Below are 25,683 nucleotides of genomic sequence, written 5' to 3'. Positions count from 1 at the left end.
TTGGGGATCGTGGGCAACGCCGCCGTTCGGGCGGCTATCGCTGCGTTCTTCGTTTTCGTCTTGCTCGTCGGCATACATGCTCCTCATTGACATGCTATGCCTCACACACAAAATTTCGGACAGGCTCGTTTTTCCCCCTGGGGCTACTTCCTCGCATCTGGGCAAACGGCGATGTCGCTGGCGCGAGACCTCCCTGATGCGCCATCTGCTGATGCAAGCCGTCAATCCAGTGCTCTCGCTGCTCGATAGCCTGAAGCGCTGGAAGGAAATCGCCGCCAGCTTGCGTGAGCCTCCTCGACGCAGAACGTATCAACAGGATGATCTGCGCGAGATGGTCGGTTAGCGCTTATGGGCTTATATCCCCGCTTCTTCAGCCGACTGCAAACTCGCAAACGACAGAACATCCGCATCCACAGCGCCGACGAAATCCGCATCGTGCGTGGACATGACAACCACCGTGGTCCCGCGCAGCGCCCGCAACTCCTCGATCAAAACGCCCCGCGCCACCGCATCCAGCGCATTGCTGGGCTCATCGAGCAGCAGCACCGCAGGTTGGCCGATCCAGGCGGCGGCGAGCAGGGTCTTCTTCTGCGTGCCCAGCGACATCTGGCCAAAACGTGTCGACAGATGCGGTGCCAGACCCAACCGTTCGATGAGCCGCGCAATGCGTGCGTCCACCCGCGCGCGCTTCGCCTGGGCAACAAGGTCGAGCAGGTCGCGTCCGGTCAAAAAGGGATACACAGGGCCGTCGTCCGGCACGAACGCCAGCCGCGCCTTGGCCTGTACAGGAGCAGCCAGCAGGTCGTGGCCGTCGACGATCACCGTGCCGCTGTCAGGCGCCTGGATGCCGGCCAGGATGGTCAGCAGCGTCGACTTGCCGATGCCGTTGGGGCCCTGCAGCGCATGGAGTCCCGGCGCGAAGGAATGGCTGACCTGGCGGAGCACCGTGCGACGGCCGAACGCCTTGGAAACCTCGTGAACGCGCAGCATCACCATCGCTTCCTTCCTCACGTTGCAATCAGATGGGCGGCCGCGAAGGTCCAGCCCGCGGCCACCACCGTGCTGGCCACCACGGCGTGGCGCTTCGAGAAAAGCTGCGGCACGCGGAGCACCACGGCCAGCGACAGGAAGCTTCCCGCGGCCGCAGCCGCCAGACCGGCCGGCACAGCCGCATCCCGCCAGAGTGACGCGGACAGCACGGCCGCGAACGGCACGGCCAGGCCCAGGACCGCGGTGGCATCCGACCGCACATGCCAGCGCCGGCGCAGCGGCAGCGCTGCCATGTAGGGGCGCGCTGCCGCATGCGCCAGCTGCAGCGGCCAGTACAGGCCGCTCACCGCCAGCGCAAGAAAGCCGAACGCGATCAACACCATCGGCAGGCAGCGGCCGTCGAAATCCCAGGTGCGCATCAATCCCAGTGCGGCGACGGTGACGAGGAGGCAATGGAAGAACGTGCCGAGCGTCGCCGGGCGGTGCTGGCCGTACAGGATGCCCAGCGCCAGGCGGTCGTCCGGAGGCAGGACGCGCATGGCAGCGTCGCCCAGCCGCCTGAAACCGGCCTCGGTGCGGCCAAGCAGCGGCCACAGCCGGCGCGGCGGCGCCGGAATGTCGGTCAGCAACATCCAGGCGGACAGGGCCACGGCCGGGGCCATCGGCCAGACCGCAGAGTCCACAGGACGGCCTAGCGCCCAGGCGAACCACAGGTCCAATGCCAGCAGCACCAGCCATGCGCGGCCGTGTTCGTCCACACCACATGCTGCGCGCACCACTGCGTCGCGAGCAGGAAGGCCAGCAGCAGGCCGCCGCGTACGGCCGCCAGCGGCGCCAACCCGGCCGTGCCGAGTTCCACGCCGGCCGCGATGAAGGGAACCAGCAACGGCGTGCTGCCTGTGAGCAGCACGACGAAGTCGATGCGCCGCCGCGTGGATGCAGGGATGGGCAGCGAGCGCAGATAGGCGGCGCAAGGCCCGCCGCGCAGCGCATCCTTCTGCATCAAGGCCCAGAGCGCCCAGCAGCCTTGCCACAGGCCGATGGCGCCCAGACGCCAGGCCGTTCCGCGGCCTGGCTGCAGGATCGCCAGTACCGGATAGGCGGCCACGCCGAGCAGCGTGCCGCCGACCGGCGCCAGCAATCCGGTCCACAGAAGGATGGCCTGCCAGCGCCGCAGCAGCGCCAGGGCCGTGGCCTCGCCATACCAGCGCAGCCGCAAGGCCAGCAGGCGGCCGGTCATCGACGCCCGCCAGGGCATCCCATGGTGGTCCGCCCTTGCGCGCGGGACGAAGCGGTGGGCAAGGTCGCGCCTTCCTTCCTTCGGTTCAACGGTGTTGGTTGTGTCTCGGCCGGCGAGACTATAGAGCACGGGAATCCGGAAGCGGCAGCCCGGTGGCCTGGGGGTCCGCATGGACGGCGGCGGCCGGAAGATGCCGGTCCAGCCGGCGCGGTGGTACGCTGGCGGCTGCCCGACCGTCAAAGGACCTGCATGAACCACGCGCCCCTTTCCCAACGCCGGCAGGACGCGCTGCGGTCCGAACTGCCCCACGTCGCCGAACTGCTGCAGCGCCGCCGCGCCGGCGAAATCGACGAGGACGTCATCGACGATCTGGTCGCGCTCTCCTGGCTCGAATGGCTGGGCGGCAGCCTGCAGCTCACGACCACGGGCGGCAACATCTGCCGCCAGCAGCGCGGCTGACGGCGGTTCAGGCGGCCGCCACGGCCGCCGCCTCCAGCCGGATCGGAATGGCCTTGGCCGCCGGCACCTTGCTTTGCTCGGCATGCAGCGCCAGGGGGATCAGCGGGTTGCATTCGGGGTAGTAGCCGGCCGCGCTGCCGCGCGGGATGTCGTAGGCCAGCACGCGCAGGCCCCCGACGCGCCGCTCCACGCCATCGTCGATCGCGCAGACGGCATCGACCGGCTGCCCCTCGTCCAGCCCCAGGCGCGCGATGTCGTCGCGGTGCAGCAGCAGCACGCGCCGGCTGCCGTGGATGCCGCGGAAGCGGTCGTCGAGGCGGTAGACGGTGGTGTTGAACTGGTCGTCGCTGCGCAGCGTCATGAGCCGCAGCACGGCCGGGTCGTCCGAAGCGGCGTCCGGGTCGGCTTCGAGCGGGCCGTGGCCGAGGAATTCGGCCTTGCCGCTCTTCGTCTTCCACACGCGCTGGCGCGCCGGCAGCGGCCGCTGGAAGCCGCCGGGCAGCTGCAGCCGCGCGTTGAAGTCGCGGAAGACGTCGGGCCAGATCCGTGCGATGGCGTCGCGGATGCGGCTGTAGTCCGCCGCCCACTCGGCCCAGGGCAGGCGCGCATCGGGCTCCAGCGTCGCCTGGGCCAGGCGGGCCACGATCGCGCATTCGGACAGCAGTTCGGGCGATGCCGGCTCGGCCACGCCGCGCGAGGCATGCATGATGCCGGTGGAGTCCTCCATCGACACGGTCTGCTCGACGCCGTCGGCCTGGCGGTCGATCTCGATGCGGCCCAGGCAGGGCAGCAGCCAGGCCGAGGCGCCGTGGACCAGGTGGCTGCGGTTGAGCCGTGTGGCGACCTGCACCGTGAGCCGCAGCCGCCGCCAGGCCGGCTCGATGCGCAGCGTGTCGGGCACGGCGCGCACGAAGTTGCCGCCCAGGCCGACGAAGGCCCGCACGCTGCCGTCGAGCACGCCCTCGCAGGTCTCCACCGTGTTGAGGCCCTTCTCGCGCGGCGGCTCGAAGCCGTAGAGCTCCTTCAACTTGTCCAGCGGCGCGAGCTCGGGCTTCTCGGTGATGCCCACGGTGCGCTGGCCCTGCACGTTGGAATGGCCGCGCACTGCGCAGATGCCCGCGCCCTGGCGGCCCATGTGGCCGCCGAGCAGCAGCAGGCTGGCGAGCATCTGCACGTTGCGCACGCCGTGGCGGTGCTGGGTCAGGCCCATGCCATAGACCGCGATCACCGAGCGCGCGCGGGCGAACACCTGGGCCGCCCGCTCCAGCGCGGCGCGGTCGAGGCCGGACGCGCGCTCGATCGCCTCCCAGGGCGTGGCCCGCACGGCCGCGGCGCAGGCGCCGAAGCCGTGCGTGTGCTCGGCGATGAAGGCCACGTCGAGCACGCGCGGCAGGCGCTGCGCCTGCGCCTCGTCATCGAGCGCGAGCACGCCCTTGCACAGGCCGGTGAGGGCCGCGATGTCGCCGCCGTTGCGCACCTGGAGGTACTGCGTGCTGACCTCGGTCTGCGCCGGCGTGAGCATGTCGCGCGGCGACTGCGGGTTGGCGAAGGCGACGAGGCCGCGCTCGCGCAGCGGGTTGAAGGTGACGATCGGCACGCCGCGCTGGCGCGCCTCCTGCAGGTCGTGCAGCATGCGCGGGCTGCTCACGCCGACGTTCTGGCCGAAAAAGAAGATCGCATCCGCATGGGCGAAGTCGTCGAGCGTCACCGTGCCCACGGGCACGCCGATGGACTGCGGCAGCGCCACCGAGGTGCTCTCGTGGCACATGTTGGAGCTGTCGGGCAGGTTGTTGTTGCCGTACCGGCGCGCCAGCAGCTGGTAGAGGTAGCTGGCCTCCAGCGACGCGCGGCCCGAGGAGTAGAAGACCACCGAGCGCGGGTCCTCGCGGCGCAGGGCCTGCAGCTCCGCGCCGATGGCTGCGAAGGCTTCGTCCCATTGCACCGGCAGGTAGCGGTCGCTGGCCGCGTCCCAGCGCAGCGGCGTGGTGAGGCGCCCGGCCGATTCGAGTGCGTGGTCGCTCCAGGTCTCCAGTTCGGCCAGTGTGTGGTGCGCGAAGAAGTCGGGATCCGCGCGCGCGGAGCCGAGCTCCCAGGCCGTGGCCTTCGCGCCGTTCTCGCAGAATTCGGCCGCATGCGGATGCTCGGGCTTGGCCCAGGCGCAGCTCACGCAGGCGAAGCCGCCGGGCTTGTTCTGCACCCGCAGCGCGCGGGCGGCCTTCAGCGGCACGTGCTCGCGCAGCAGGATGGCGCCGACCGCCTTGAGGGAGCCCCAGCCGCCGGCCGGATGGTCGTAGGAGCGGGCATGGTCGATCGCGTGTTCGTGGGCCATGGGAGATGCCTTCGTCATCGTGGTTGTTGTCCTACAACCTAGCGGGCAGCCGCGCGGCAGTCGCGTAGTCCGCAGACTGCAAGACTTGTCGGCCACGGCGAGGGGATCGCCCGGGTGGAGACATGCAACAGGCAGACACACGATGGACGAGGCCCCGCCTCCTGGCTGCTGTCGCGGCCGCCGCGGCCGCGCCGGCCTGGGATCAGGTACTGCAGCCCGCGGGCCCGCAGGCAGCGCACATCGTGCGGCTCTGGAACCTGACGCTCGTGGTCTGCACGGCGGTGTTCGCGGTGGTGCTCGCAGCCCTGCTGCTGGCGCTGTGGCGCGGGCGCTCCGCGCAGCAGCCGGCTGGGCCTGCGGCAGAGGGCGCGGCGCGCCGCTGGGTGGGCGGCGCGGCGGGCCTGTCGGCGCTGCTGCTCGCGGGCCTGGTGGCGGCCGACGTGCTGACCGACCGGGCGCTGTCGCGGCTGCCCGCCGACGACGCGCTGCACATCGAGATGACCGGCCAGCAGTGGTGGTGGGAGAGCCGCTATGCCGCCGATGCCGACGGCCCGGGCTTTCGCACTGCGGGCGAACTGCACGTGCCGGTCGGCCGCACCGTGGTGGTGACGCTGCTCAGCGCCGACGTGATCCACACCTTCTGGGTGCCCAGCCTGCACGGCAAGAAGGACATGCTGCCGGGCCGGCCGACCACGATCACGCTGCGCGCCGACCAGCCCGGGCGCTTTCGCGGGCAGTGCGCCGAGTTCTGCGGCACGCAGCATGCGCTCATGGCCTTCGGGCTCGTAGCAGATACTCCGGAGAGATATGCTCTCTGGCGCGCGGAGCAGCAGGCCATCGCGGAGATACCCCGCACGGCGGCGGCGCAGCGCGGGCAGGCGCTGTTTCTGAACGGGGCCTGCGCCGGCTGCCACACGGTGCGCGGCACGCCGGCCGACGGCATGCTCGGGCCGGACCTCACCCACCTGGCCAGCCGCCCGGCCATCGCGGCCGGCAGCGCGCCCAACACGGCCGAGGCGCTCGCGCGCTGGGTGCGCGACCCGCAGCAGATCAAGTCCGGCGCCGCCATGCCGCCGAGCGCGCTGACGGACGCGGACCTCGCCGATCTCGTGGCCTACCTGCGCAGCCTCGGATGACGGCCCCGCACGGTCTCCCGCACCTCAAGGACGGCCCCGGCGCGCCGCCCGCGGTGGTCGAGGCGCTGCGCCGCACCTGGAGCGACCCGCCGGGCCTGCGCGGCTGGCTCTCGGCCATCAACCACAAGACGATCGCCGCGCGCTTCGTCGTGGTGACCTTCGCGTTCTTCGTGCTCGGCGGCCTGCTGGCGCTGGCGATGCGGCTGCAGCTCGCGCGGCCCGAGGGCGGGCTCGTCGGGCCGCGGCTCTACAACCAGCTGTTCACGATGCACGGCACGACGATGATGTTCCTGTTCGCCGTGCCGGTGATGCAGGCCGCAGCCGGCTGGCTGGTGCCGCTCATGGTCGGCGCGCGCAGCGTGGCCTTCCCGCGCATGAACGCCTTCGCGTTCTGGATCTTCACCTTCGGCGGCGTCTTCCTGTTCGCCGGCTTCGCCAGTGGCGCCGGGCCCGACGCGGGCTGGTTCAGCTACCCGCCGCTGGCCCTGTCGGACTATGCGCCCGGCAAGGGCGTGGACATCTGGGCCCAGATGATCACCTTCACCGAACTCGGCGCGCTGCTGGAGGCGGTGGTCCTCATCACCACCATCCTCAAGCTGCGCGCGCCGGGCATGGGGCTGGCGCGCATGCCGCTGTTCGTCTGGGCCACGCTGGTCACCCAGTTCATGGTGATCTTCGCGATGCCGGCGGTGATGCTGGGCAGCACCGGCCTGATCCTCGACCGGCTCGTCGGCACGCACTTCTACAACCCGGCCCGCGGCGGCGACGTGCTGCTGTGGCAGCACCTGTTCTGGTTCTTCGGCCATCCGGAGGTCTACCTGATCTTCATCCCGCCGCTGGGCTTCATCTCCACCATCGTCTCCACGTTCGCGGGGCGGCCGGTGTTCGGCTACCGCGCGATGGTGCTGTCACTCGTGGCCACGGCCTTCCTGGCGTTCGGCCTGTGGGTGCACCACATGTTCGCCACCAACCTGCCCGAGGTCGGCAAGAGCTTCTTCACCGCGGCCAGCCTCGCGATCGCGATTCCGTCGGCGGTGCAGATCTTCTGCTGGATCGCCACGCTGGCCCTCGGACGGGTGCGGCTGCGCGTGCCGCTGCTGTTCGTGCTGGGCTTCTTCTTCATCCTCGTGCTCGGCGGGCTCACCGGCATCATGCTGGGCGCCGTGCCGCTGGACCTGCAGCTGCACGACAGCTACTTCGTCGTGGCCCACCTGCACTACGTGCTGCTGGGCGGCGCGGTGTTCCCGCTGTTCGGCGCGCTGTACTACTGGTTCCCGAAGGCCACGGGGCGGATGCTCGGCGAGCGGGCCGGGCGCTGGCAGTTCTGGCTGTTATTCGCCGGCTTCAACGTCGCCTTCTTTCCGATGCACCTGCTGGGGATCGACGGCATGCCGCGGCGGGTCTGGACCTACGGCGCGGAACGGGGCTGGGGCGGCCTCAACCTCGTCGCCACGCTCGGCGCGCTGGTCATCGCCGCGAGCGTGGCCGTGTTCCTCTGGAACGTCGCCGCCAGCCTGCGCCGCGGCGCGCCCGCGGGCGCCGACCCCTGGCAGGCCGGCACGCTGGAATGGAGCGTGCCGAGCCCGCCGCTGCCGCACAACTTCGATGCGCTGCCGGTGGTGTACGGCGCCGATCCGCGCTGGGACGCCCGCGGCACCGGCGCGGTGTCCGGCCTCGCGGCCGATGCGCGCGAGGTGCTGACCACCACGGTGGCCGATGCCCGGCCCGAAGGGCGGCCGCTGTTCCCGTCGCCGTCGCTCTGGCCCTTTGCAAGCGCGCTGGCGGTGACGGCGCTCTTCGTCGGCTCGGTCTTCACGCCTTGGGCCGTGGTCTGGCTCTCGGCGCCGGTCGCGGTGGCGGTGATCGGCTGGTTCTGGCCGACGCGGGCCGAGACGCGCCGCGCGCGGGCGCTGGAGCGCAGGCCATGAGCGGCGGCACGGTCGACGTGCGCGACCTGCCGACCTATGGCTTCGGCACGCGCAGCCTCATGTGGTGGGGCACGGTCGGCCTCATGCTGATCGAAGGCACGGTCTTCGCGATCGCGCTGCTGATGTACTTCTACCTGCGCGGCATCGCGCCGGCCTGGCCGCTCGGCGCGCCGCTGCCCGCGCTGCGCTGGGGCGTGGCCAACACCCTGCTGCTGCTGGCGAGCCTCTGGCCCAATTGGCGGGCCCAGCGCGCCGCCCAGCGCGAGGACCGCGCTGCCGCGCGCCGCTGGCTCGCGGTGTGCGTGCTGATGGCGTTGGGCTTCCTCGTGCTGCGTGCGCTCGAATTCCGCACGCTCGGCGTGAGCTGGCATGCGAACGCCTACGGCTCGCTGGTCTGGCTGCTGCTGGGGCTGCACACCACCCACCTGATCACCGACACGATCGACACGCTGGTGCTCACCGTGCTGCTCTACAGCGGCCCGTTCGAAGGCAAGCGCATGGTGGACGTGGCCGAGAACGCGCTGTACTGGTACTTCGTGGTGGGCAGCTGGCTGCCTGTCTGGGCCGTGATCTATCTCGCGCCGAGGCTCTGACCGTGGGACGCGCGGCGCTGCTGCTGCTTCCGCTGGCCGCGCTGCCGGCGATGGCCCGGGCGCACGGCGCCGGCGGACCGCTGGAAGGCTACGGCACCTGGTAGTGGCAGCCGGACCCCTGGACCGTGCTGCTGCTGGCGGCGGCCGCGCTGGCCTACGGCGCCGGGCTGCTGCGCCTGCTGCGGCGCAGCGGCCGCGGCCGCCGGCTGCTGCGCGCGCTGGCCGGCGCCTTCGCGGGCGGCTGGCTGGCGCTGGCCGGCGCCTTCGCCTCGCCGCTGGACGGGCTGTCGGAATGGCTGTTCGCCGCCCACATGCTGCAGCACGAGGCGCTGATGATCGTCGCCGCGCCGCTGCTCGTGCTGGGCCGGCCGCTGGCCGTCGGCCTGTGGGCGCTGCCGCGGCGGCTGCGCACCGCGCTGGGCCGCCTGCCGCGGGCGCCGGCCGCCGCCCGCTGCTGGGCCGCGGCCTCGGGGCCGCTGGGCGCCTGGGTGCTGCACGGCCTGGCGCTCTGGGTCTGGCACGTGCCGCGGTTCTTCGAGGCGGCGCTGCGCCATCCGGGCCTGCACTGGGTGCAGCATGCGAGCTTCCTCGGCAGCGCCGTGCTGTTCTGGTGGAGCGTGCTCGGCCGCGGCGGGCCGCAGGGCGGCGCGGCGCTGCTGTCGCTGTTCACCACCATGGTCCACACGGCGGCGCTGGGCGCGCTGCTGACGCTGGCGCCGGCCCTCTGGTATCCGATCTACCTGGAGCCGGCCGCCGCGCTGGGCATGGACCCGCTGCGCGACCAGCAGGTCGGCGGTCTGATCATGTGGGTGCCGGCCGGCCTGGCCTATGTGCTGGCCGGCCTGGCGCTGGCCTGGCGCTGGCTGGCGCTGGCTGGCGCCGGCGCCGCCGCCGCGGGAGGCGCGGCCATGACCGCCTGGCGACGGCTGCTCGCGGCCGGGCTGCTGGCCGCCGCGGCGCTGGCGGCCCGGGGCGCCGAGCCGGCCGCGCTCGTGGCGCGCGGCGCCTACCTGGCGCGCATCGGCGGCTGCGCCGCCTGCCATACCGATCCGAAGGGCGGGGCGCCGTTCGCGGGCGGACGGCCGATGCCCTCGCCGTTCGGCCCGATCCACAGCAGCAACATCACGCCCGACCCGGCGCACGGCCTGGGGCGCTACACCTTCGCCGACTTCGCGCGGGCCATGCGCGAGGGCCGCGCGCGGGGCGACCGGCCGCTCTATCCGGCCATGCCCTATGCGTCCTACGCGAAGATGGACGACGCCGACCTGCGCGCGCTCTTCGCCTACCTGCGCGAAGGCGTGGCGCCGCAGGCCGTGCCGACGCCGCCGAACCACCTGCCGTTCCCGTTCGACCAGCGCTGGGCGCTGCGCATCTGGCAGGCGCTGTTCCTGCCGCGCGGCGTCTATGCGCCGCGGCCCGGCCGCGATGCGGCCTGGAACCGCGGCGCCTACCTGGTGCAGTCGGTCGGCCACTGCGGCTCCTGCCACACGCCGCGCGGGCCGGGCTACCAGGAGAAGGGCTACGACGAAGGCTCCGACCAGTTCCTCACCGGCACGGTGACCGACCGCTGGTTCGCCACGAACCTCACCGGCGACCCGGGCGGCGGGCTGGGCCGGGTGGACGCCCGGGCGCTGGCCGAGCTGCTGCGCACCGGCCGCGGCGGCGGCTCGGTGGTCTGGGGCAGCATGGCCGAGGAGGTGGAGGAGACGCTGCGGCACCTGAGCGAGGACGACGCCCGCGCGATCGCGCGCTACCTCAAGAGCCTGCCGCCGCAGCGCGTCGCCGGCCGCTACGATCCGGCGCGCGCCGGCGGCCGCGGGCCGGCGGACGGGCGCTACGACGCCGCGACGAACACCGCCGGCCGCGCGGCCTACCACGGCTTCTGCATGGCCTGCCACGGGGAGGACGGCCGCGGCCAGCCGCCGCAGGTGCCGGCGCTGGCCGGCAACCCGTCGCTGCTGGGCCGCGAGCCGCAGTCGCTGGTGCGCATCGTGGTCGAGGGCGGGCGCGGCCCGGCCGTGGACGGCGCGCCCGCGCCGCTGGCGATGCCGGGCTTCGGCGGCACGCTGACCGACCTGCAGATCGCCCAGGCGCTGAGCTACGTGCGGCAGAGCTGGGGCAACGACGGCGCGCCGGTCACGGCGTCCGACGTGAGCCAGGTCCGCCAGCGCATCGGACGCTGAAAACCATCCATTTACCATCCATATGGATGGTGATAGGATGGCGAAATGACCTCGCGCATTTCCACGCCCCCTGCCGACGCGCCTCGGCCGGTCCGGACGGCCGACTCCGAGAAGATCACGATCAACCTCGGCTTCGTCGACCTCGGCCACATCGACCTGCTGGTCGCCGAGAGCTTCTATGCCAACCGGACGGACTTCATCCGCACGGCCATCCGCAACCAGCTCGCCGCGCATGCCGACGCGCTCAGGCAGGCCGTCGCGCGCAAGCTGCTGGTGCTCGGGCTCCAGCGTTTCTCGGCAGCCGATCTCGAGGCGGCGCGCGCGGCCGGAGAGAAGCTGCAGATCCGCGTGCTGGGCCTGGCGAGCATCGACTTCGACGTGACGCCGGAGCTCGCGCTGGCGGTCATCGACTCGATCACCGTCCTCGGATCGCTGCAGGCCAGCAGCGCGGTCAAGGCCGCGCTGGCCGGGCGCATCCGCTAACCCCCATGACGAAAGAACCCCCTGCAATGAACGAACTGTTCCAACGCCTGATGGGCGAGGCCACGCGGCTCACCCGCAACGGCCGGCTGCACGAGGCGACCGAAGCGATCCGGCGCGCCCTGCGCGGCCGTGAAACCGGCACGAAGCCTTCCGCCGCCCCGCCGCCGCCGCCCCCGCATGCCCATGAGGCCGAGGCCGATGCGCTGGTCCTCGACGGCCTGACCCGCATCGTCGTCGATAACGACACCGAAGAAACGTCGCCGGCCGCCTTCGCACCGAGCGACGAGCGCTGGATCGACGGCCGCTTCGCCCACCAGGGCCGCACGCTCGCCTACAAGCTCTACCTGCCGCCGGTGCCGGCCGGCGCCGTGCCCAGCCCCCGGCCGCTGGTCGTCATGCTGCACGGCTGCACCCAGGATGCGGCCGACTTCGCGGCCGGCACGCAGATGCACGCACTGGCCCGCGACCTCGGCGTGGTCGTGCTCTACCCCGAGCAGTCGCGGCCTGCGAACCCGCAGAAGTGCTGGAACTGGTTCAAGCCGCAGCACCAGCAGCGCGGCCGCGGCGAGCCGGCCGCCCTGGCGGCCCTGGCGCAGTCGGTCGCGATCGAGCACGGGGTGGACGGCGCACGCATCTTCGTGGCGGGCCTGTCGGCCGGCGGCGCGATGGCGCACATCCTCGGCCGCTGCTACCCCGACGTGTTCGCGGCGGTCGGCGTGCATTCCGGCCTGCCGAGCGGCTGCGCCAGCGACGTCCCGTCGGCGCTCGCCGCCATGCGGCGCGGCGCAGCCACGCCAGAGGCCAGCGCCGCGCCGCCGACCATCGTCTTCCACGGCGACGCCGACACCACGGTGCACGCGGCCAACGGCGCCGCGGTCATCGCAGCGGACGCCGGGCTGCAGCGGTCGTCGGCCCGCACGGTCGAGGGCCGCTCGGCCCGGGGGCAGCGCTACACCCGCACGGTCTATGGCGATGCGGACGGCCGCAGCGCGGCCGAATACTGGCAGCTGCACGGTGCCGGACACGCCTGGTCCGGCGGCAGCGCAGAGGGCAGCTACACGGACGCCGCAGGCGCCGACGCCAGCGCGGAGATGCTGCGGTTCTTTCTGGCGCATCTGCGCAGGGCGTGAGGCGTCCCATGGGGTACGCTGGAGATTTCTTGCATACTCCCGAGAGGGAGCATGCTGTAGCGCACGTAAATCAAGGGCTATGATGATATACCCCAGGGGTGTATCTTTCAGATGGGCGGCGGCGGATCGATCGGGCGGCGGGGAATCAGCGGCTCGCCGGGGGGCCGGCGCGTGCCGGCCGGCGCCGGCGTGTCGTCCTGGTGCGGCACCTCGGTCTCCGGCGTGAACGGCTGGGCCGCCGGCGGCGCGATGGGGGCTGGCGGATCGGCGGCGGCGGCAGGGTCCGGCGCCGCGGCGGCCGGCAGCGGCGGCGCCGGCTCGGCGGCCGGCCCGTCGCGCGGCAGCCATTCGTCGATGCGGCGCGCCGCCCAGTCCCGGCCGGCCAGGCCGAAGGCCAGCGCCAGCGCGAACACGAAGCCGGCCAGGATCACGATGAAGCTCTGGCGCACGATGTCGCCGCCGATCCTGACCTGGTCCAGCGCGATCAGCACCACGAAGACCAGGATGGCGTACTGCGCCACGCGCGAGAAGAAGCGCGCGTCGCGCAGGCCGGCGTTGCTGGAATAGGTGTAGACCGCGTCGCCGACGAAGCGCGCGAAGTAGGCGCCGAAGGCCAGGATCAGCAGCGCCACGAAGATGTTCGGCACGAACCACACCACCTTGCCCAGCAGGTCGGTGATGTAGTTCAGGCCCAGGCCGTTGAAGGCGATGATCAGCGCCGCCAGGATGACCACCCAGTACACCAGGGCGCCGACCACGCCCGTGGTGTCGGCCTGCACGCCGCCCTGGCGCAGGAAGCCGTCGAGCCCGGCGCGCCCGGTGAGCACCGGGAAGTTGACGGCGCGCAGGGCGCGCGTGACGGCGAAGCGCGCCACCTTGGCGACCAGCCAGCCCACCAGCACCACCAGCGCCGCCATCAGCAGCCGGGGGATGAAGGCGCCGGTCTGGTAGAGGATCGCGCGCAGCGGCTCCAGCCGGAATCCGAACTCGTTCATGCGGAAGGTCCTCCTTGCGGGGCGCCGCCGGCCGGCTGCGCGGGCACGGCGGCCAGGGCCAGCAGCCCCTGCAGCGGCACCTGCACCCAGTCGACGCGGTTGTTCAACTCGTAGCGCAGTTCGTACAGGGCCTTGTCGATCTCGAACAACGCGAGCAGCGACGCGTCGAAGTTGCCGCTGCCGGCGCGCGCCAGGGTGTCGGCATAGCCGCCCATGAAGGCGGTGCGCACCTGGGCCTCCCACTGTGCGGCGGTGATGTCCAGCCGCAGCAGTTCCTCGGCATTCTGCGCCACGCGGCGCAGCGCCGACCAGCGCGCGTAGTTGAAGGAGCGCAGCATGCCCGCCACGTCGCGCAGCGGCGAAGCCTTGGCGCGGCGCTCGTCGAACGGCCGCGCCGGCTCGCCCTCGAAGTCGATGATGACGAAGTCGTTGCGCGAGACCAGCACCTGGCCCAGGTGGTAGTCGCCGTGCAGCCGCGTCTTGCGCTGGCCGGCCGGCGCGTCCTCGCCGCCGAAGGCCTCGATGCGCGCGCGCAGCGCGCCGGCGCGCTCCAGCAGGCGCGCGGCGGTCTCGCGCCCGCCCTCGGCCAGCGCCCCGGTGCGCTCGCGCAGCAGGGCCACGGTGGCGTCCAGCGCGGCGAGCGACGTTGCGCGCAGCGCCTCGCGGTCGGCGGCGGCCAGCGGCTCGGGCGCGAAGGCCGGGTCGTCGGCCGGCGCCTGGTCGAAGGCGACGTGCATCTCGGCGGTGCGCTGGCCCAGCAGGCGCATCAGCGCGAGGAAGGCACCGTGGTCGGGCGCCTGCGTGTCCTCGACCGTGTGCTGGCGCTCGGACAGCACGCGCCCCAGGTAGTCCAGCGTGTATTCCCAGGCGTCGCCCTGGTTGAGCACGAAGGCCTGCAGCAGGCCCAGCGTCAGCACCTGCCCGTCGGCGCCGTGGTATTCGATGGCGCCGGCCACCGGCACGCAGTTGGCGAAGCGCACCGTCTCGGTCAGGAAGCGGCCGATCTCCAGCTCGGGATTGATGCCGCCCTGCACCTGCCGGTAGCACTTGAGGAAGAGCTGGTCGCCCAGCGTCACCGCGGTGTTGCTGCTGGCCGCGCTGGGGCGGCTGGCGTCGAGCGCGAGGATGTCGGCCGGATCGACGCGCGACAGGTCCGCCGAGCCGGTGAAGCGGATTTCTCCCTGCGCGGCCGGCAGCACCGTGCCCTGCGCCATCGCCACCGCCACGGCGCGGCAGAAGTCGGGGTCGAACAGCGCGTCGCCCAGTATGCCGACCTGGGCCTGCTGCCGCACCTTGGCGACCACGGCCGGCGCGAACAGCTGGAGGCGCTCGTCCTCGATGTCTTCCCACACGATGACGAGCGGCATAAAGTAGCGCGCCTGCAGCGTGTCGCCCGGCACGTCCAGCAGCGGCAGCACCCACTGCCGGTCGCCGCGGGCCCACACCGCCTGCTCGGCCAGCGCGGCTCGGCGGATGGGCTCGCCCTTGGCCGCGTACCAGCGCTGCGCCTGCAAATGCTCGGGCAGCACTTGCACCTCGAACTGCTCGCGCAGCCGCTCGGCCATGCCGATGCGCCAGGGCATCACCTTGTCGCGGAACAGGCTGTCCCAGCCGTCGAACAGCACCAGCGTGTGCAGGTCGCGCAGCGGCCGGCCCTCCTGGTGCCAGGCGGGCAGCGGCGCCTCGGCCGAGAGGCGGAACCAGAAGAAGCCGTACGAGGGCAGCGTGAGCAGGTAGGGCAGCTCGCCGATCGGAGGGAAGACGGAGCGGCCCAGCAGCTCCACCGGCACACGGCCCTTCCAGGCCGAGAGGTCCAGCTCCACCGGCTGCGCGGCGCGCGAGAGGTTGAAGACGGTGAGGATGACGTCGCCCTCGTACTCGCTGAGGTAGGCCAGGATCTTGCGGTTGCCGGGCTTGAGGAAGGTCTTTTTTCCGCGGCCGAAGGCGCTGCTGGTCTTGCGCACGGCCAGCATGCGGCGCGTCCAGTGCAGCAGCGAGCTGCTGTCGCGCGCCTGCGACTCGACGTTGACCGCCTCGTAGCCGTAGATGGCGTCCATGATCGGCTGGAGGTACAGCCGCTGCGGGTCGGCGCGCGAGAAGCCGGCGTTGCGGTCGGGGCTCCACTGCATCGGCGTGCGCACGCCGTTGCGGTCGCCGACGAACACGTTGCCGCCCATGCCGAGTTCGTCGCCGTAGTAGATGATGGGCGAGCCGGGCATGGACAGCAGCATGCCGTTCATGAGCTTGATGCGGTCCTTGTCGTTGTCCATCAGCGGCGCCAGGCGCCGGCGGATGCCCAGGTTGATGCGTGCGCGCAGGTCGGCCGCATAGGTGGTGTACATGTAGTCCCGCTCGCGGTGGGTCACCATCTCCAGCGTCAGCTCGTCGTGGTTGCGCAGGAAGATGGCCCACTGGCAGCCGTCGGGGATGTCGGGCGTCTGCTGGAGGATCTCGACGATCGGGTCGCGGTCCTCCTGCGCGATGGCCATGTACATGCGCGGCATCAGCGGGAAGTGGTAGCACATGTGGCATTCGTCGCCGTCGCCGAAGTACTCGCGCACGTCCTCGGGCCACATGTTGGCCTCGGCCAGCAGGAAGCGGTTCTCGTAGTTGGCGTCGATGGCGGCGCGCAGCCGCTTGATGACGGCATGCGTCTCGGGCAGGTTCTCGTTGCTGGTGCCGTCGCGCTCCACGAGGTAGGGGATCGCGTCGAGCCGGAAGCCGTCCACGCCCATGTCGAGCCAGAAGCGCATGATGTCGAACACCGCCTCCAGCACCGCCGGGTTGTCGAAGTTCAGGTCGGGCTGGTGGCTGAAGAAGCGGTGCCAGTAGTACTGCTGGGCCACCGGATCCCAGGCCCAGTTCGAGGTCTCGGTGTCGGTGAAGATGATGCGCGTGCCCTGGTAGATCTGGTCGGTGTCGCTCCAGACGTAGAAGTCGCGCTCGGGCGAGCCCTTGGGAGCGCTGCGGACGCGCTGGAACCAGGGGTGGTCGACGGAGGTGTGGTTGATGACCAGCTCGGTGATCACGCGCAGGCCGCGCGCGTGGGCGGCGTCGAGCATTTCGCGGAAGTCCGCGAGCGTGCCGTACTCGGCCTTGACGTCCTTGTACTCGGCGATGTCGTAGCCGTCGTCGCGCAGCGGCGAGGGGTAGAAGGGCATCAGCCAGATCGTGTTGACGCCCAGCTCCTTGACGTAGTCGAGCTTGGCCGTCACGCCCTTGAAGTCGCCGATGCCGTCGCCGTTGGTGTCGTAGAACGCCTTGACGTTGAGCTGGTAGATGACGGCATCGCGAAACCACTGCGGGTCCTGCGAGGTGTCGACCTCGGCGGTCTCCAGCGCCAGCTGCGGCACGGATGCGTTCATCGGCTGTGGTTCCTACTGGTAGTAGTCGAAGTCCCGCTCGCTGCGCGTGCGCCGCCGCACGTGCAGGACGTGGGCCGGCGCCTCGCGTGGGTCGAGCCGGATGTAGTGGTGGCCGCCGCGCCAGGTGAAGCGCGCGCCGCCGAGCAGGTCGTGCACCTGGAATTCCTGGTCGCCCGGCACGCCGACGAGTGCCGGGTCGAGCTGGAGCCAGCCCGTCTGGACGTTCCAGGGGTCGAGGTTGACCACGGTGACGACGGCGTCGCGCCCGTCGCTGCTCGTCTTCAGGTAGGCGATGAGCTGGTCGTTGTCGATTGCCAGAAAGCGCAGCGTGTCGTTGCGCTGCAAGGCTGCGTGCTCGCGCCGGATCGCATTGACGTGGGCGATGAAGCCGGCGAGGCTGTCGGGCCGGGCGCGGTCCCAGTGGCGGATCTGGTACTTCTCGGAGTCGAGGTATTCCTCGCTGCCGGGCTCGCGCGGCAGGTGCTCCTTGAGCTCGTAGGCCGGGCCGTAGATGCCGTAGCTCGCGCTCAGCGTGGCAGCCAGCACGAGCCGCAGCTTGAACACCGCGTCGTGGCCGCCTTGCAGCTGTTCGTGCAGGATGTCGGGCGTGTTGGGCCAGACGTTGGGGCGGAAGTAGTCCAGGCCCGGCGGGGTGGACAGCTCGGTGAAGTACGCGGTCAGCTCCTCCTTGGAGTTGCGCCAGGTGAAGTAGGTGTACGACTGCGAATAGCCCAGCTTGGCCAGCCGGTGCATCACCTTGGGCCGGGTGAGGGCCTCGGCCAGGAAGATCACCTCGGGGTGCTCGCGCTGGATCTCGGCGATCGCCCATTCCCAGAACGGGAACGCCTTGGTGTGCGGGTTGTCGACGCGGAAGACGGCCACGCCCTGCGCGATCCAGTGGTCGAACACGCCCTTGAGCGCGGCCCACAGGCCTTGCCAGTCCTCGCTCTCGAAGTTGAAGGGATAGATGTCCTGGTACTTCTTGGGCGGGTTCTCGGCGTACTGCACGGTGCCGTCGGGCCGCCACTTGAACCACTGCGGATGCTCGGCAACCCAGGGATGGTCGGGCGCGCACTGGAAGGCGATGTCCAGCGCGATCTCCAGGCCGTGGCCGCGCGCGGCCCGCACGAGCCGGCGGAAGTCCTCGGGCGTGCCCAGCGCCGGCAGGATGGCGTCGTGCCCGCCCTCGGCGGCGCCGATGGCCCAGGGGCTGCCGACGTCGTCCGGCGCGGCCGCGAGCGCGTTGTTCTTTCCCTTGCGCTGCTGCCGGCCGATCGGATGGACCGGCGGGAAGTACAGCACGTCGAAGCCCATCTGCGCGATCCCGGGCAGCAGCTTCTCGACGTCGGCGAACGTGCCATGGCGGCCGGGCACCGGCGAGGCCGAGCGCGGGAACAGCTCGTACCAGGTGCTGTAGCGCGCACGCTCGCGGTCGGCCACCAGCGGCAGGGCGGGCGAGGACACGGCATGCCTGCGGCCGGGCCAGCGGCGCGCGAGTTCCGCCTTCGCCTCGTCGAGCGCCAGCGCCTTGAGCACCGACGCATCGCCTGCGGGGTCGGCGGCGGCCTGCTCCAGCGCGGCGGCCCAGGCGCGCAGGGCCTTCGCGTCGGCCGCGGCCGTGGCGCGCTGCGCGGCGGCCGCGATCCCGGCAGCGCCCACGCGCGCGGCGATGCGGATGTCGGCCGGGTCGACGCGGCGCTCCAGCTCGTGGTGCCAGGATTCGAAGGCGTCCACCCACGCCAGCACGGCATAGCGGTAGCGGCCCGGCGCGGGCGGCGTGAAGTGCGCATGCCACTCGTCGTTCCACTTTAGCACCATCGGCACCTCGGCGAAGGCCGCATCGCCCTCGCGCTGCCACCGCAGCACCACGCGCAGCATGTCGTGGCCCTCGCAGAAGGCATGCGCCGCGACGTGGAAGGGCTCGCCGGCCACGGACTTGGCGGCGAAGCGGCCGTGGTCCACGCTGGGCAGCACGGCATCGACCACCGCGCGCTGGCGGCCGTCGGCCACGCCGATCGGCGCCGACAGGCGCGACGGTGCCGATGGGGGCGGCCGGGTCGACCGGGGCGGCTGGGCAGTCCGGGCCATCAGTGCGGTCCTTTCAGGTAGAGCGTGGCAAGCGGCGGCAGCGTCAGCACCAGCGACTGCGGCCGCCCCTGCGCGGGCACCGGCACCGTTTCCACAGCGCCGAGGTTGCCCCAGTTGGCGCCGCCGAACTGCGCCGCGTCGCTGTTGGCGATCTCCCGCCAGGTGCCGGGCAGCGGCACGCCGACGCGGTAGCCCTCGCGCGGCACCGGCGTGAAGTTGGAGACCACGAGCACCGGCGCCGCGCCCTCGGCCTTGCGCAGGAAGGCGTAGACGCTGCGGTCGCCGTCGTCGGCCTCGACCCATTCGAAGCCGGCGCCGCTGAAGTCCACGCGGTGCAGCGCAGGCTCGTCGCGCAGGCGGCGGTTGAGGTCGCGCACCCAGCGCTGCACGCCGCCGTGGCCCGGCAGGCCGGTGACCCACCATTCGAGCTCGCCCTCGTGCGTCCATTCGCGCCGCTGGCCAAACTCGCCGCCCATGAACAGCAGCTTCTTGCCCGGGTGCGCCCACATGTAGCCGAGCAGGGCCCGCAGGCTGGCGAACTGCTGCCAGTCGTCGCCCGGCATCTTGCCCAGCAGCGAGCCCTTGCCGTGCACCACCTCGTCGTGCGAGAGCGGCAGCACGAAGTTCTCGCTGAAGGCATAGACCAGCGAGAAGGTCAGGCGGTGGTGGTGCCACCTGCGGTGCACCGGCTGCTCGGCCAGGTAGGCGAGCGTGTCGTGCATCCAGCCCATGTTCCACTTCATGCCGAAGCCCAGGCCGCCGGTCTCGACGGGGCGCGAGACGCCGGGCCAGGCGGTGGATTCCTCGGCCACGGTGAAGGCGTCGGGATGCTCGCGGTAGACGGCGGTGTTGAGCTCGCGCAGGAAGTGCACCGCCTCCAGGTTCTCGCGCCCGCCGTGCACGTTGGGGATCCAGCCGCCGGGGCCGCGCGCATAGTCCAGGTAGAGCATGGAGGCCACCGCGTCGACGCGCAGGCCGTCGATGTGGAAGCGGTCGAGCCAGTACAGCGCCGAGGACAGCAGGAAGCTGCGCACCTCGTTGCGGCCGTAGTTGAAGATGGCCGAGTTCCACTCGGGATGGAAGCCCTGGCGCGGGTCGGCATGCTCGTAGAGGTGGGTGCCGTCGAAGCGCGCGAGCCCGTGCGCGTCGGTCGGGAAGTGGCTCGGCACCCAGTCGAGGATGACGCCGATGCCGCGCTGGTGCAGGTGGTCGACGAAGGCCATGAAGTCCTCCGGCGTGCCGTAGCGCGCGGTCGGCGCGAAGTAGCCGGTGGTCTGGTAGCCCCAGGAGCCGTAGAACGGGTGCTCGGTCACCGGCAGCAGCTCGACGTGGGTGAAGCCGAGGTCGCTCACGTAGTCGGCCAGCAGCGGCGCGAGTTCGCGCCAGTTCAGGAAGCGCCCGTCCTCGCCGCGCCGCCAGGAGCCGGCATGGACTTCGTAGGTGGCAATCGGCGCGTCCAGCGCGTTGCGCCGCGCGCGGCTGGCCATCCAGGCGGCGTCGTCCCAGTCGTGCGTGCCCGCCCAGATGCGCGAGGCGGTGGCCGGCGGCAGTTCGGCCTGGAAGGCGAACGGGTCGGCCTTCTCCAGCACCTCGCCGCCGGGCGTGAGGATGCGGTACTTGTAGGCCTGGCCCGGGCGGGCTGCGGCGGCCGTGCCTTCCCAGACGCCGCTGCCGTCGTCGCGCGGCGCCAGGGCGTCGGCGTCGCTCCAGTGGTTCCAGTCGCCTATCGCCCACACGCGCGCGGCGTTGGGCGCCCAGACGGCGAAGTGCACGCCTTGCGCGGCGGCCGGGTGCGCGCCCAGCTTCTCGTACAGGCGGGCGTGGGTGCCTTCGCGCAGGAAGTACAGGTCGGTGGGGGACAGGAGGGAGAAGGAGGACATGGCGGCGGGAAGGGTTCCTTCCAGCCGCTTATACGCAGGTGCCGTGGCAATGCAGGGAAGGCGCGGCCCTGACACGGCTGTAGGAGGCCGCCGCCTGCCTGGCGGAAGGCAGCCGGAGTCGAACCGACCAGGGAGCGGCTGGCGCCCCCTACCGGGTTTGAAGCCCGGGCGCACCACCGGGTGCGTGTGCCTTCCTGGAGAGAGAACAACCCCCCGAGCCGCTGCGCGGCTCCCCCCTTCTCTACTCGCTGCGCGAGGGAAGGGGGGCGACGCCAGCGCGGCGGGGTGGCCCTTGCGCGGCGTCCGCTGGCCTGGGTCCGCACCTGGACGTGGGCCGGGGGTGGTGCGATTCTACGGGGCGGCGCCGGTGGCTGGCCCCTCGTCGGTCCAGCGCGTGTGCGGGCGCACGAGGTGCGCGTCGCCCACGCGGCGCGTGTAGCCGACGCGGTCGAAGAATTCGAGGATCTGGATCGCGCGCTTGCGGCCGAGCTGCACCGCGTCGCGGAAGGCGCGGGCCTCGACCGTGCCATCGCCGGCGGCCGCGAGGTCGGCGACGGTCTGCGCCAGCGCAGCGATGCGCGCGGCCGGGTAGAACAGGTCCTTCACCACTTGGTGGAGCGCTCCGGCGCGGGCCTGCTTGCGCAGCAGCTCGCGCACCGCGTCCTCGCGGGCGCCGGTGGCCCGGGCGAGGTTGCGCACCCAGGGCGGGTCGTTGCCACCGGCCGCGAGCAGCGGGTGCAGGCGCGCGTACAGGGCCTGCTCGGCAGCGCCGAGCGTGACGCGGTGGTCCGGCAGGTGCAGCCAGGCGCCGGTGCGCGCGAGCGTTCCGTCGGCCACGAGCCGGTCGAGCCAGGCCTGCCAGCCCCTGGGTTGTACGGCGCCGGCCTCGGCGGGGAAGGCCATGCGCTGGAGGCGCGCGCTGCCGAGGCCGGGCTCGTCGGGCGCGCGGGCATGGTGGCGCTCCAGCGTCTGCACGATGCGTTCGCGCACGGCGGCCCAGGCGGCCGGCGCGAGCCAGAGCGTGTCGTCGCCGAGGTCGAACGCGGGCACGTCGCCGGCCCCTTTCCACTGCGCCGCGGGCCAGCGGCCGAGCAGGCGGGCCAGCGCGCTGCGCGTGAGGCCGGCCGGCGCGGCGGCGAGCAGGGCCTGCGCGTCGCCGGTGTCGACGAGCGTGTCCAGCGCGTCCAGCCAGCGCATGCGCTCGGCGCTGCGGCGGCGGCGTTCGGGCGCGAGCGGGTCCAGCACGGTGCCGCCGCCGAGGGTGCGCGTACCCTGCGCGTTGCGCAGGATCAGCCGGTCGCCGGCCACGACGAAGACGGGCGCCTCGCCCTCGACGACGATCTGGGCGCGCGCCTCGCCGCCCGGCGCGAGGTGGTCGCCCTGGAGCGGCACCACGTGGGCCTGGCGGTGGGCCGCGCCGAGGTGCAGGTGCACCGGTGTCCAGGCGCCGAGCGCGGGCGCGTCGGCGAGCAGGCGCAGGCGCGCGTCGATGCGGTGCGCGGGCTGGAGCACGCGCGCGTCGGCGATCCAGTCGCCGCGCGTGATGGCGTCCCGGTCGATGCCGGCGAGATTGAGCGCGACGCGCTCGCCGGCCGCGCCGCTGTCGGCCGGGCGGTTGCCCGCATGCAGGCTGCGCACGCGCACCGCACGGCCGCTGGCCGAATGCAGCGGCGCGTCGCCCACGGCCACGCGGCCGCCGAAGACGGTGCCGGTGACGACGGTGCCGTGGCCCGCGAGGGTGAACACCCGGTCCACCGCGAGGCGGAACAGGCCGTCGGCGCGGCGCTGGCGCCAGCGCCGTGCGGCGGCGAACAGGTGCTCGCGCAGGGCGTCCACGCCGCGGGCCGTGCCGTCGGGGGCGACGGCCGTTTCGAAGACCGGCGCGCCTTCGAGCGCGGTGCCGGCGAGCAGGGCGGCGACTTCGGCGCGCGCCGCGGCGATGCGCGCGGCGTCGGCCCGGTCGGCCTTGGTCAGCGCGACGGTCCCCGCGGCGATGCCGAACAGCAGCGCGATGGCGAGGTGCTCGCGCGTCTGCGGCATCACGCCGTCGTCGGCGGCGACGACCAGCAGCACGTGGTCGATGCCCGAGGCGCCCGCGGCCATCGTATGCACGAAGCGCTCATGGCCCGGCACGTCGATGATGCCGAGCACGCCGGCTTCCGCGCCGCCCTGGCCGTCTTCGGCGGGCAGGGGCGCGTAGGCGTAGCCGAGCTCGATGGAGATGCCGCGCGCCTTTGCTTCCTTGAGCCGGTCGGTGTCCACGCCGGTGAGCGCGCGCACCAGCGTGGTCTTGCCGTGGTCGATGTGGCCGGCGGTGCCGATGATCATGGGGTGCGGGCGGGCGCGCAGGCTCCCTCTCCCGCGCACGGGAGGGGGTTGTGGCGAGGGTATGGGCCCATGCTGCGCGAATTGAAGGCGCCATGGGGTGGTACAGGCCAGGGTATGCCCATCGTTCCTCCCTCTCGCCACAGGGGCCAGGGTGATCGGCCGCGTTCTGTGTTGCGCACGGTGGGTATCAGGCAGCGCGCAGGCGGTCCGCAAGACCGTGCAACTGCGCCACGAACGCCGCCTCGTCGTCGGCCGCGTCCAGGCAGCGCAGGTCCAGCCAGAACGCACTGTGCGCGATGCGGCCGATCACCGGCCGCGGCAGCGTGCGCAGAGCCTGCTCCAGCCGCTGCAACGGGGGTATACCTTCATAGCGCCCGGTTGTTGCGCACTTCAGGCCATAGCTGGGGAGGGTATCTACAGGCAGCGCACCGCTGCCGATCTGGCTGGCGAGCGGCTCGGCGCTCGCGGCCCAGCCGGGGCCGAGGGCGGCGCTCCAGGCGGGCAGCAGGCGCTCGGCCTGCGCGCGGATGTCGGACTGCGCCCGGGTGAAGAGGCGCAGCGTCGGCAGGCGCTCGGCCAGCCGGTCGGGCGCCTGGTAGAGCCGCAGCACCGGCTCCAATGCAGCGAGCGTGAGCTTTCCCACGCGCAGTGCGCGCTTGAGCGGGTTCTTCTTGATCCGGGCGACCAGCTCCCTGCGGCCTACGATCAGGCCGGCCTGCGGGCCGCCGAGCAGCTTGTCGCCGCTGAAGGTGACGATGTCGGCGCCGGCCGCGACGGTCTCGCGCATCGTGGCCTCGCGCGGCAGGCCCCAGCGGGCCAGGTCCACCAGCGTGCCCGAGCCCAGGTCCACCACCAGCGGCAGGTCGCGCGCGTGGGCCAGTGCCGCGGCCTCGGCTTCGCTCACCGACGTGGTGAAGCCGGTGACCGCGTAGTTGCTGGTGTGCACCTTCATCAGCGCGGCGGTGCGCTCGCCGATGGCGCCTTCGTAGTCGCGCGCATGGGTGCGGTTGGTGGTGCCGACTTCGACCAGCCGCGCGCCGGCGCGCGTCATCACGTCGGGGATGCGGAAGGCGCCGCCGATCTCGATCAGCTCGCCGCGCGAGACGATGACCTCCCGGCCGTCGCCCGCGAGCGTGCCCAGCACCAGCAGCACGGCCGCAGCGTTGTTGTTGACCACGGTCGCGGCCTCGGCGCCGGTCAGCTCGCGCAGGATGTCCTCGACGAGGTCGTCGCGGTCGCCGCGGCCGCCGGTGGCCAGGTCGTATTCGAGGTTGACCGGCGCGGTCAGCGCGCGCACGACGGCGGCCACGGCTTCGTCGGGCAGCACCGCGCGGCCCAGGTTGGTGTGCAGCACCGTGCCGGTCAGGTTGAAGACGCTGCGCAGGCGCGGCGCGAAGCGGGCGCCGATCTGCGCGGCGGCGTCGTCGGCGATGCGCCCGGGCGCGAGGCGCTCGGCGTCGAGCGTGCCGGCCAGGGCCTGCGGGCGCAGCGCGTCGATGGCCGCGCGCACGGCCTGCGTGGCGGCGGCGGCGCCATACTGGGCAATGAGGGACTGCGCTGCGGGCGTGGCCAGCACGCGGTCGACCGCAGGCGGGCGTTGCGCGCTCATGCGGTGCTGCCCGCCAGGGCCAGCAGCGGATTGCCGCTGGCGCGGGCGAATTCCGTGTCGCCCATCAGCAGGTCGAGCAGCAGCGTGGCCAGGTCGTCGGCCAGCGGCTCGCCGAGCGGGTCCTTCTCCTGGTTCACCAGCTTGCGGTAGGTGTGGCAGTGGCCGCAGGTCTCGGCCAGCACCGCGTCGCCCGCGCCTTCGACGCCCTGGTAGCGCACCGACTCGGTCGATTCGCAGTGGCTGCACTTGACGCGCACCATGTTCCATTCGGTCGCGCAGGCGCCGCAGTGCAGGTAGCGGTGGCCGCCGGCCGCGCCGCCGATGCGCAGCACGCTGGCCACGGGCGCGCTGCCGCAGACGGGGCAGACGGTGGCGGGGTCGGTGTAGGGAACGTCGGCCACGGCGAGGCGGCTGGCGCGGTCGGCCAGCACCACTTGCAGGGCGGCCATGACGAACGGACCGGCGGCCAGGTCGGCCGGCGGCAGTGATTCGGCCAGCGCCTGGCGCGCGAGGCGGTCGCGCTCGGCGGCCGGCGCGGCCCGCAGCGCGGCAGCCACGGCGGCCAGCGGCGCGGGCAGCTCGGGGGCGTCGGCCACGTCGTCGAGCAGCCGGTCGAGCACGCCGTGCCAGGCGGGGTCGAGGTGGTCGGCCGCGGGCAGCAGCGGCATCGCATGGGCCTGGGCGCGGGCGATCGTTTCGGGATCGGGCGCGGTGGTCTGCACGGCGGGCGCCGCGCGCTGCTGGGCCCGCACCAGCCGCGCAGCGAAGCGCAGGTAGTCGCCGATCGGGTTGCCCTCGGCCAGCTGGGCCAGGCGCGCGGCGCGGTCGGCGAACAGGCTCGCGGGCTCGGGCAGGCGTATGCGGGGGAAGTTGACGTGGTCGAGAGCTTCGATCTCGCCGGGCTGGAGGATGCGCTGCATGGGGATAGCTTAGCCGCTCGGGCGGCG

The 25,683-nt window shown here is 72.5% G+C and carries 19 protein-coding genes and 1 tRNA gene; 8 read left to right on the top strand and 12 right to left on the bottom strand.

Going from position 1 to position 25,683, the window contains the following annotated elements; genetic code table 11:
- The first annotated feature begins 196 nt into the window (after positions 1 to 196).
- The gene (locus tag GAK38_RS09890) at positions 197 to 343 is read left to right on the top strand and encodes a hypothetical protein (RefSeq protein ID WP_325343656.1); all 147 of its coding nucleotides are present in this window, start codon (positions 197 to 199) and stop codon (positions 341 to 343) included.
- A gap of 11 nt (positions 344 to 354) precedes the next feature.
- Here GAK38_RS09890 and GAK38_RS09885 read toward each other — a convergent pair whose 3' ends face one another.
- The 3 genes from GAK38_RS09885 to GAK38_RS09875 are packed head-to-tail and all read right to left on the bottom strand — an operon-like array spanning position 355 to position 2,230.
- Positions 355 to 996, bottom strand: coding sequence for an ABC transporter ATP-binding protein (locus tag GAK38_RS09885; protein WP_325343654.1), 642 nt, complete (start codon positions 994 to 996; stop codon positions 355 to 357).
- Positions 997 to 1,007: 11 nt separating this feature from the next.
- Positions 1,008 to 1,640 (bottom strand): hypothetical protein, encoded by a 633-nt coding sequence (locus tag GAK38_RS09880; RefSeq protein ID WP_325343652.1) that lies wholly within the window; start codon positions 1,638 to 1,640, stop codon positions 1,008 to 1,010.
- Between the two features lie 41 nt (positions 1,641 to 1,681).
- Positions 1,682 to 2,230, bottom strand: a complete 549-nt coding sequence (locus tag GAK38_RS09875; protein WP_325343651.1) for a hypothetical protein — start codon at positions 2,228 to 2,230, stop codon at positions 1,682 to 1,684.
- A gap of 249 nt (positions 2,231 to 2,479) precedes the next feature.
- On the opposite strand from GAK38_RS09875, the gene GAK38_RS09870 reads away from it, so the two are divergent.
- The gene (locus GAK38_RS09870) at positions 2,480 to 2,689 is read left to right on the top strand and encodes a hypothetical protein (protein ID WP_325343649.1); all 210 of its coding nucleotides are present in this window, start codon (positions 2,480 to 2,482) and stop codon (positions 2,687 to 2,689) included.
- A gap of 7 nt (positions 2,690 to 2,696) precedes the next feature.
- Here GAK38_RS09870 and GAK38_RS09865 read toward each other — a convergent pair whose 3' ends face one another.
- Positions 2,697 to 5,018, bottom strand: coding sequence for an FdhF/YdeP family oxidoreductase (locus GAK38_RS09865; protein WP_325343647.1), 2,322 nt, complete (start codon positions 5,016 to 5,018; stop codon positions 2,697 to 2,699).
- A 122-nt stretch (positions 5,019 to 5,140) separates the two neighbouring features.
- On the opposite strand from GAK38_RS09865, the gene coxB reads away from it, so the two are divergent.
- The 6 genes from coxB to GAK38_RS09835 all read left to right on the top strand — a co-directional run bounded on the left by coxB (position 5,141) and on the right by GAK38_RS09835 (position 12,471).
- Positions 5,141 to 6,154: a cytochrome c oxidase subunit II gene (gene coxB / locus GAK38_RS09860; protein WP_325343645.1), complete on the top strand. Its 1,014-nt coding sequence runs from the start codon at positions 5,141 to 5,143 to the stop codon at positions 6,152 to 6,154.
- Positions 6,151 to 8,082: a cytochrome c oxidase subunit I gene (gene ctaD, locus GAK38_RS09855; protein WP_325343643.1), complete on the top strand. Its 1,932-nt coding sequence runs from the start codon at positions 6,151 to 6,153 to the stop codon at positions 8,080 to 8,082. Before coxB ends, ctaD begins: the two co-directional genes overlap by 4 nt.
- Positions 8,079 to 8,675, top strand: coding sequence for a cytochrome c oxidase subunit 3 (locus GAK38_RS09850; protein ID WP_325343641.1), 597 nt, complete (start codon positions 8,079 to 8,081; stop codon positions 8,673 to 8,675). Before ctaD ends, GAK38_RS09850 begins: the two co-directional genes overlap by 4 nt.
- Before the next feature lie 125 nt (positions 8,676 to 8,800).
- On the top strand, positions 8,801 to 10,858 hold the full coding sequence (locus tag GAK38_RS09845; protein ID WP_325343639.1) for a cytochrome c oxidase assembly protein: 2,058 nt from the start codon (positions 8,801 to 8,803) through the stop codon (positions 10,856 to 10,858).
- Positions 10,859 to 10,903: 45 nt separating this feature from the next.
- Positions 10,904 to 11,341: a CopG family transcriptional regulator gene (locus GAK38_RS09840; protein WP_325343637.1), complete on the top strand. Its 438-nt coding sequence runs from the start codon at positions 10,904 to 10,906 to the stop codon at positions 11,339 to 11,341.
- A 26-nt stretch (positions 11,342 to 11,367) separates the two neighbouring features.
- On the top strand, positions 11,368 to 12,471 hold the full coding sequence (locus GAK38_RS09835) for an extracellular catalytic domain type 1 short-chain-length polyhydroxyalkanoate depolymerase (protein WP_325343636.1): 1,104 nt from the start codon (positions 11,368 to 11,370) through the stop codon (positions 12,469 to 12,471).
- 107 nt (positions 12,472 to 12,578) lie between these two features.
- Here GAK38_RS09835 and GAK38_RS09830 read toward each other — a convergent pair whose 3' ends face one another.
- From GAK38_RS09830 to fdhE, 8 genes are all read right to left on the bottom strand, one after another.
- Positions 12,579 to 13,466 (bottom strand): mechanosensitive ion channel family protein, encoded by an 888-nt coding sequence (locus GAK38_RS09830; protein WP_443089186.1) that lies wholly within the window; start codon positions 13,464 to 13,466, stop codon positions 12,579 to 12,581.
- Positions 13,463 to 16,831 carry a maltose alpha-D-glucosyltransferase gene (gene treS, locus GAK38_RS09825; protein WP_325343634.1) on the bottom strand — a complete coding sequence of 1,123 codons (3,369 nt, stop codon included), beginning with the start codon at positions 16,829 to 16,831 and terminating at the stop codon, positions 13,463 to 13,465. Before treS ends, GAK38_RS09830 begins: the two co-directional genes overlap by 4 nt.
- A gap of 12 nt (positions 16,832 to 16,843) precedes the next feature.
- Positions 16,844 to 18,919 carry an alpha-1,4-glucan--maltose-1-phosphate maltosyltransferase gene (locus GAK38_RS09820; RefSeq protein WP_325343632.1) on the bottom strand — a complete coding sequence of 692 codons (2,076 nt, stop codon included), beginning with the start codon at positions 18,917 to 18,919 and terminating at the stop codon, positions 16,844 to 16,846.
- Positions 18,919 to 20,799 carry a 1,4-alpha-glucan branching protein GlgB gene (gene glgB / locus GAK38_RS09815; RefSeq protein WP_325343630.1) on the bottom strand — a complete coding sequence of 627 codons (1,881 nt, stop codon included), beginning with the start codon at positions 20,797 to 20,799 and terminating at the stop codon, positions 18,919 to 18,921. Before glgB ends, GAK38_RS09820 begins: the two co-directional genes overlap by 1 nt.
- A 99-nt stretch (positions 20,800 to 20,898) precedes the next feature.
- Positions 20,899 to 20,994 (bottom strand) — tRNA-Sec (locus tag GAK38_RS09810).
- Between the two features lie 156 nt (positions 20,995 to 21,150).
- The gene (gene selB / locus GAK38_RS09805; RefSeq protein WP_325343628.1) at positions 21,151 to 23,127 is read right to left on the bottom strand and encodes a selenocysteine-specific translation elongation factor; all 1,977 of its coding nucleotides are present in this window, start codon (positions 23,125 to 23,127) and stop codon (positions 21,151 to 21,153) included.
- Between the two features lie 187 nt (positions 23,128 to 23,314).
- Positions 23,315 to 24,736, bottom strand: coding sequence for an L-seryl-tRNA(Sec) selenium transferase (gene selA / locus GAK38_RS09800; protein WP_325343627.1), 1,422 nt, complete (start codon positions 24,734 to 24,736; stop codon positions 23,315 to 23,317).
- On the bottom strand, positions 24,733 to 25,656 hold the full coding sequence (gene fdhE, locus GAK38_RS09795) for a formate dehydrogenase accessory protein FdhE (protein WP_325343626.1): 924 nt from the start codon (positions 25,654 to 25,656) through the stop codon (positions 24,733 to 24,735). The genes selA and fdhE overlap by 4 nt, the downstream gene beginning before the upstream one ends.
- Between the last annotated feature and the right edge of the window lie 27 nt (positions 25,657 to 25,683).

The organism is Xylophilus sp., from assembly GCA_009914555.1.
Taxonomy (GTDB): Bacteria; Pseudomonadota; Gammaproteobacteria; order Burkholderiales; family Burkholderiaceae_C; genus WNDY01.
Note: the sequence above shows the minus strand (reverse complement) of the source record. Positions and strands in the feature narration are given on the sequence as shown.

Bases quoted from the DNA above. Each gene is read 5' to 3' on its own strand.
- GAK38_RS09890 (WP_325343656.1), top strand. From the start codon at position 197: ATGCGCCATCTGCTGATGCAAGCCGTCAATCCAGTGCTCTCGCTGCTC.
- GAK38_RS09885 (WP_325343654.1), bottom strand. From the start codon at position 996: ATGGTGATGCTGCGCGTTCACGAGGTTTCCAAGGCGTTCGGCCGTCGC.
- GAK38_RS09875 (WP_325343651.1), bottom strand. From the start codon at position 2,230: ATGACCGGCCGCCTGCTGGCCTTGCGGCTGCGCTGGTATGGCGAGGCC.
- GAK38_RS09870 (WP_325343649.1), top strand. From the start codon at position 2,480: ATGAACCACGCGCCCCTTTCCCAACGCCGGCAGGACGCGCTGCGGTCC.
- GAK38_RS09865 (WP_325343647.1), bottom strand. From the start codon at position 5,018: ATGGCCCACGAACACGCGATCGACCATGCCCGCTCCTACGACCATCCG.
- coxB (WP_325343645.1), top strand. From the start codon at position 5,141: ATGCAACAGGCAGACACACGATGGACGAGGCCCCGCCTCCTGGCTGCT.
- ctaD (WP_325343643.1), top strand. From the start codon at position 6,151: ATGACGGCCCCGCACGGTCTCCCGCACCTCAAGGACGGCCCCGGCGCG.
- GAK38_RS09850 (WP_325343641.1), top strand. From the start codon at position 8,079: ATGAGCGGCGGCACGGTCGACGTGCGCGACCTGCCGACCTATGGCTTC.
- GAK38_RS09840 (WP_325343637.1), top strand. From the start codon at position 10,904: ATGACCTCGCGCATTTCCACGCCCCCTGCCGACGCGCCTCGGCCGGTC.
- GAK38_RS09835 (WP_325343636.1), top strand. From the start codon at position 11,368: ATGAACGAACTGTTCCAACGCCTGATGGGCGAGGCCACGCGGCTCACC.
- GAK38_RS09830 (WP_443089186.1), bottom strand. From the start codon at position 13,466: ATGAACGAGTTCGGATTCCGGCTGGAGCCGCTGCGCGCGATCCTCTAC.
- treS (WP_325343634.1), bottom strand. From the start codon at position 16,831: ATGAACGCATCCGTGCCGCAGCTGGCGCTGGAGACCGCCGAGGTCGAC.
- GAK38_RS09820 (WP_325343632.1), bottom strand. From the start codon at position 18,919: ATGGCCCGGACTGCCCAGCCGCCCCGGTCGACCCGGCCGCCCCCATCG.
- glgB (WP_325343630.1), bottom strand. From the start codon at position 20,799: ATGTCCTCCTTCTCCCTCCTGTCCCCCACCGACCTGTACTTCCTGCGC.
- selB (WP_325343628.1), bottom strand. From the start codon at position 23,127: ATGATCATCGGCACCGCCGGCCACATCGACCACGGCAAGACCACGCTG.
- selA (WP_325343627.1), bottom strand. From the start codon at position 24,736: ATGAGCGCGCAACGCCCGCCTGCGGTCGACCGCGTGCTGGCCACGCCC.
- fdhE (WP_325343626.1), bottom strand. From the start codon at position 25,656: ATGCAGCGCATCCTCCAGCCCGGCGAGATCGAAGCTCTCGACCACGTC.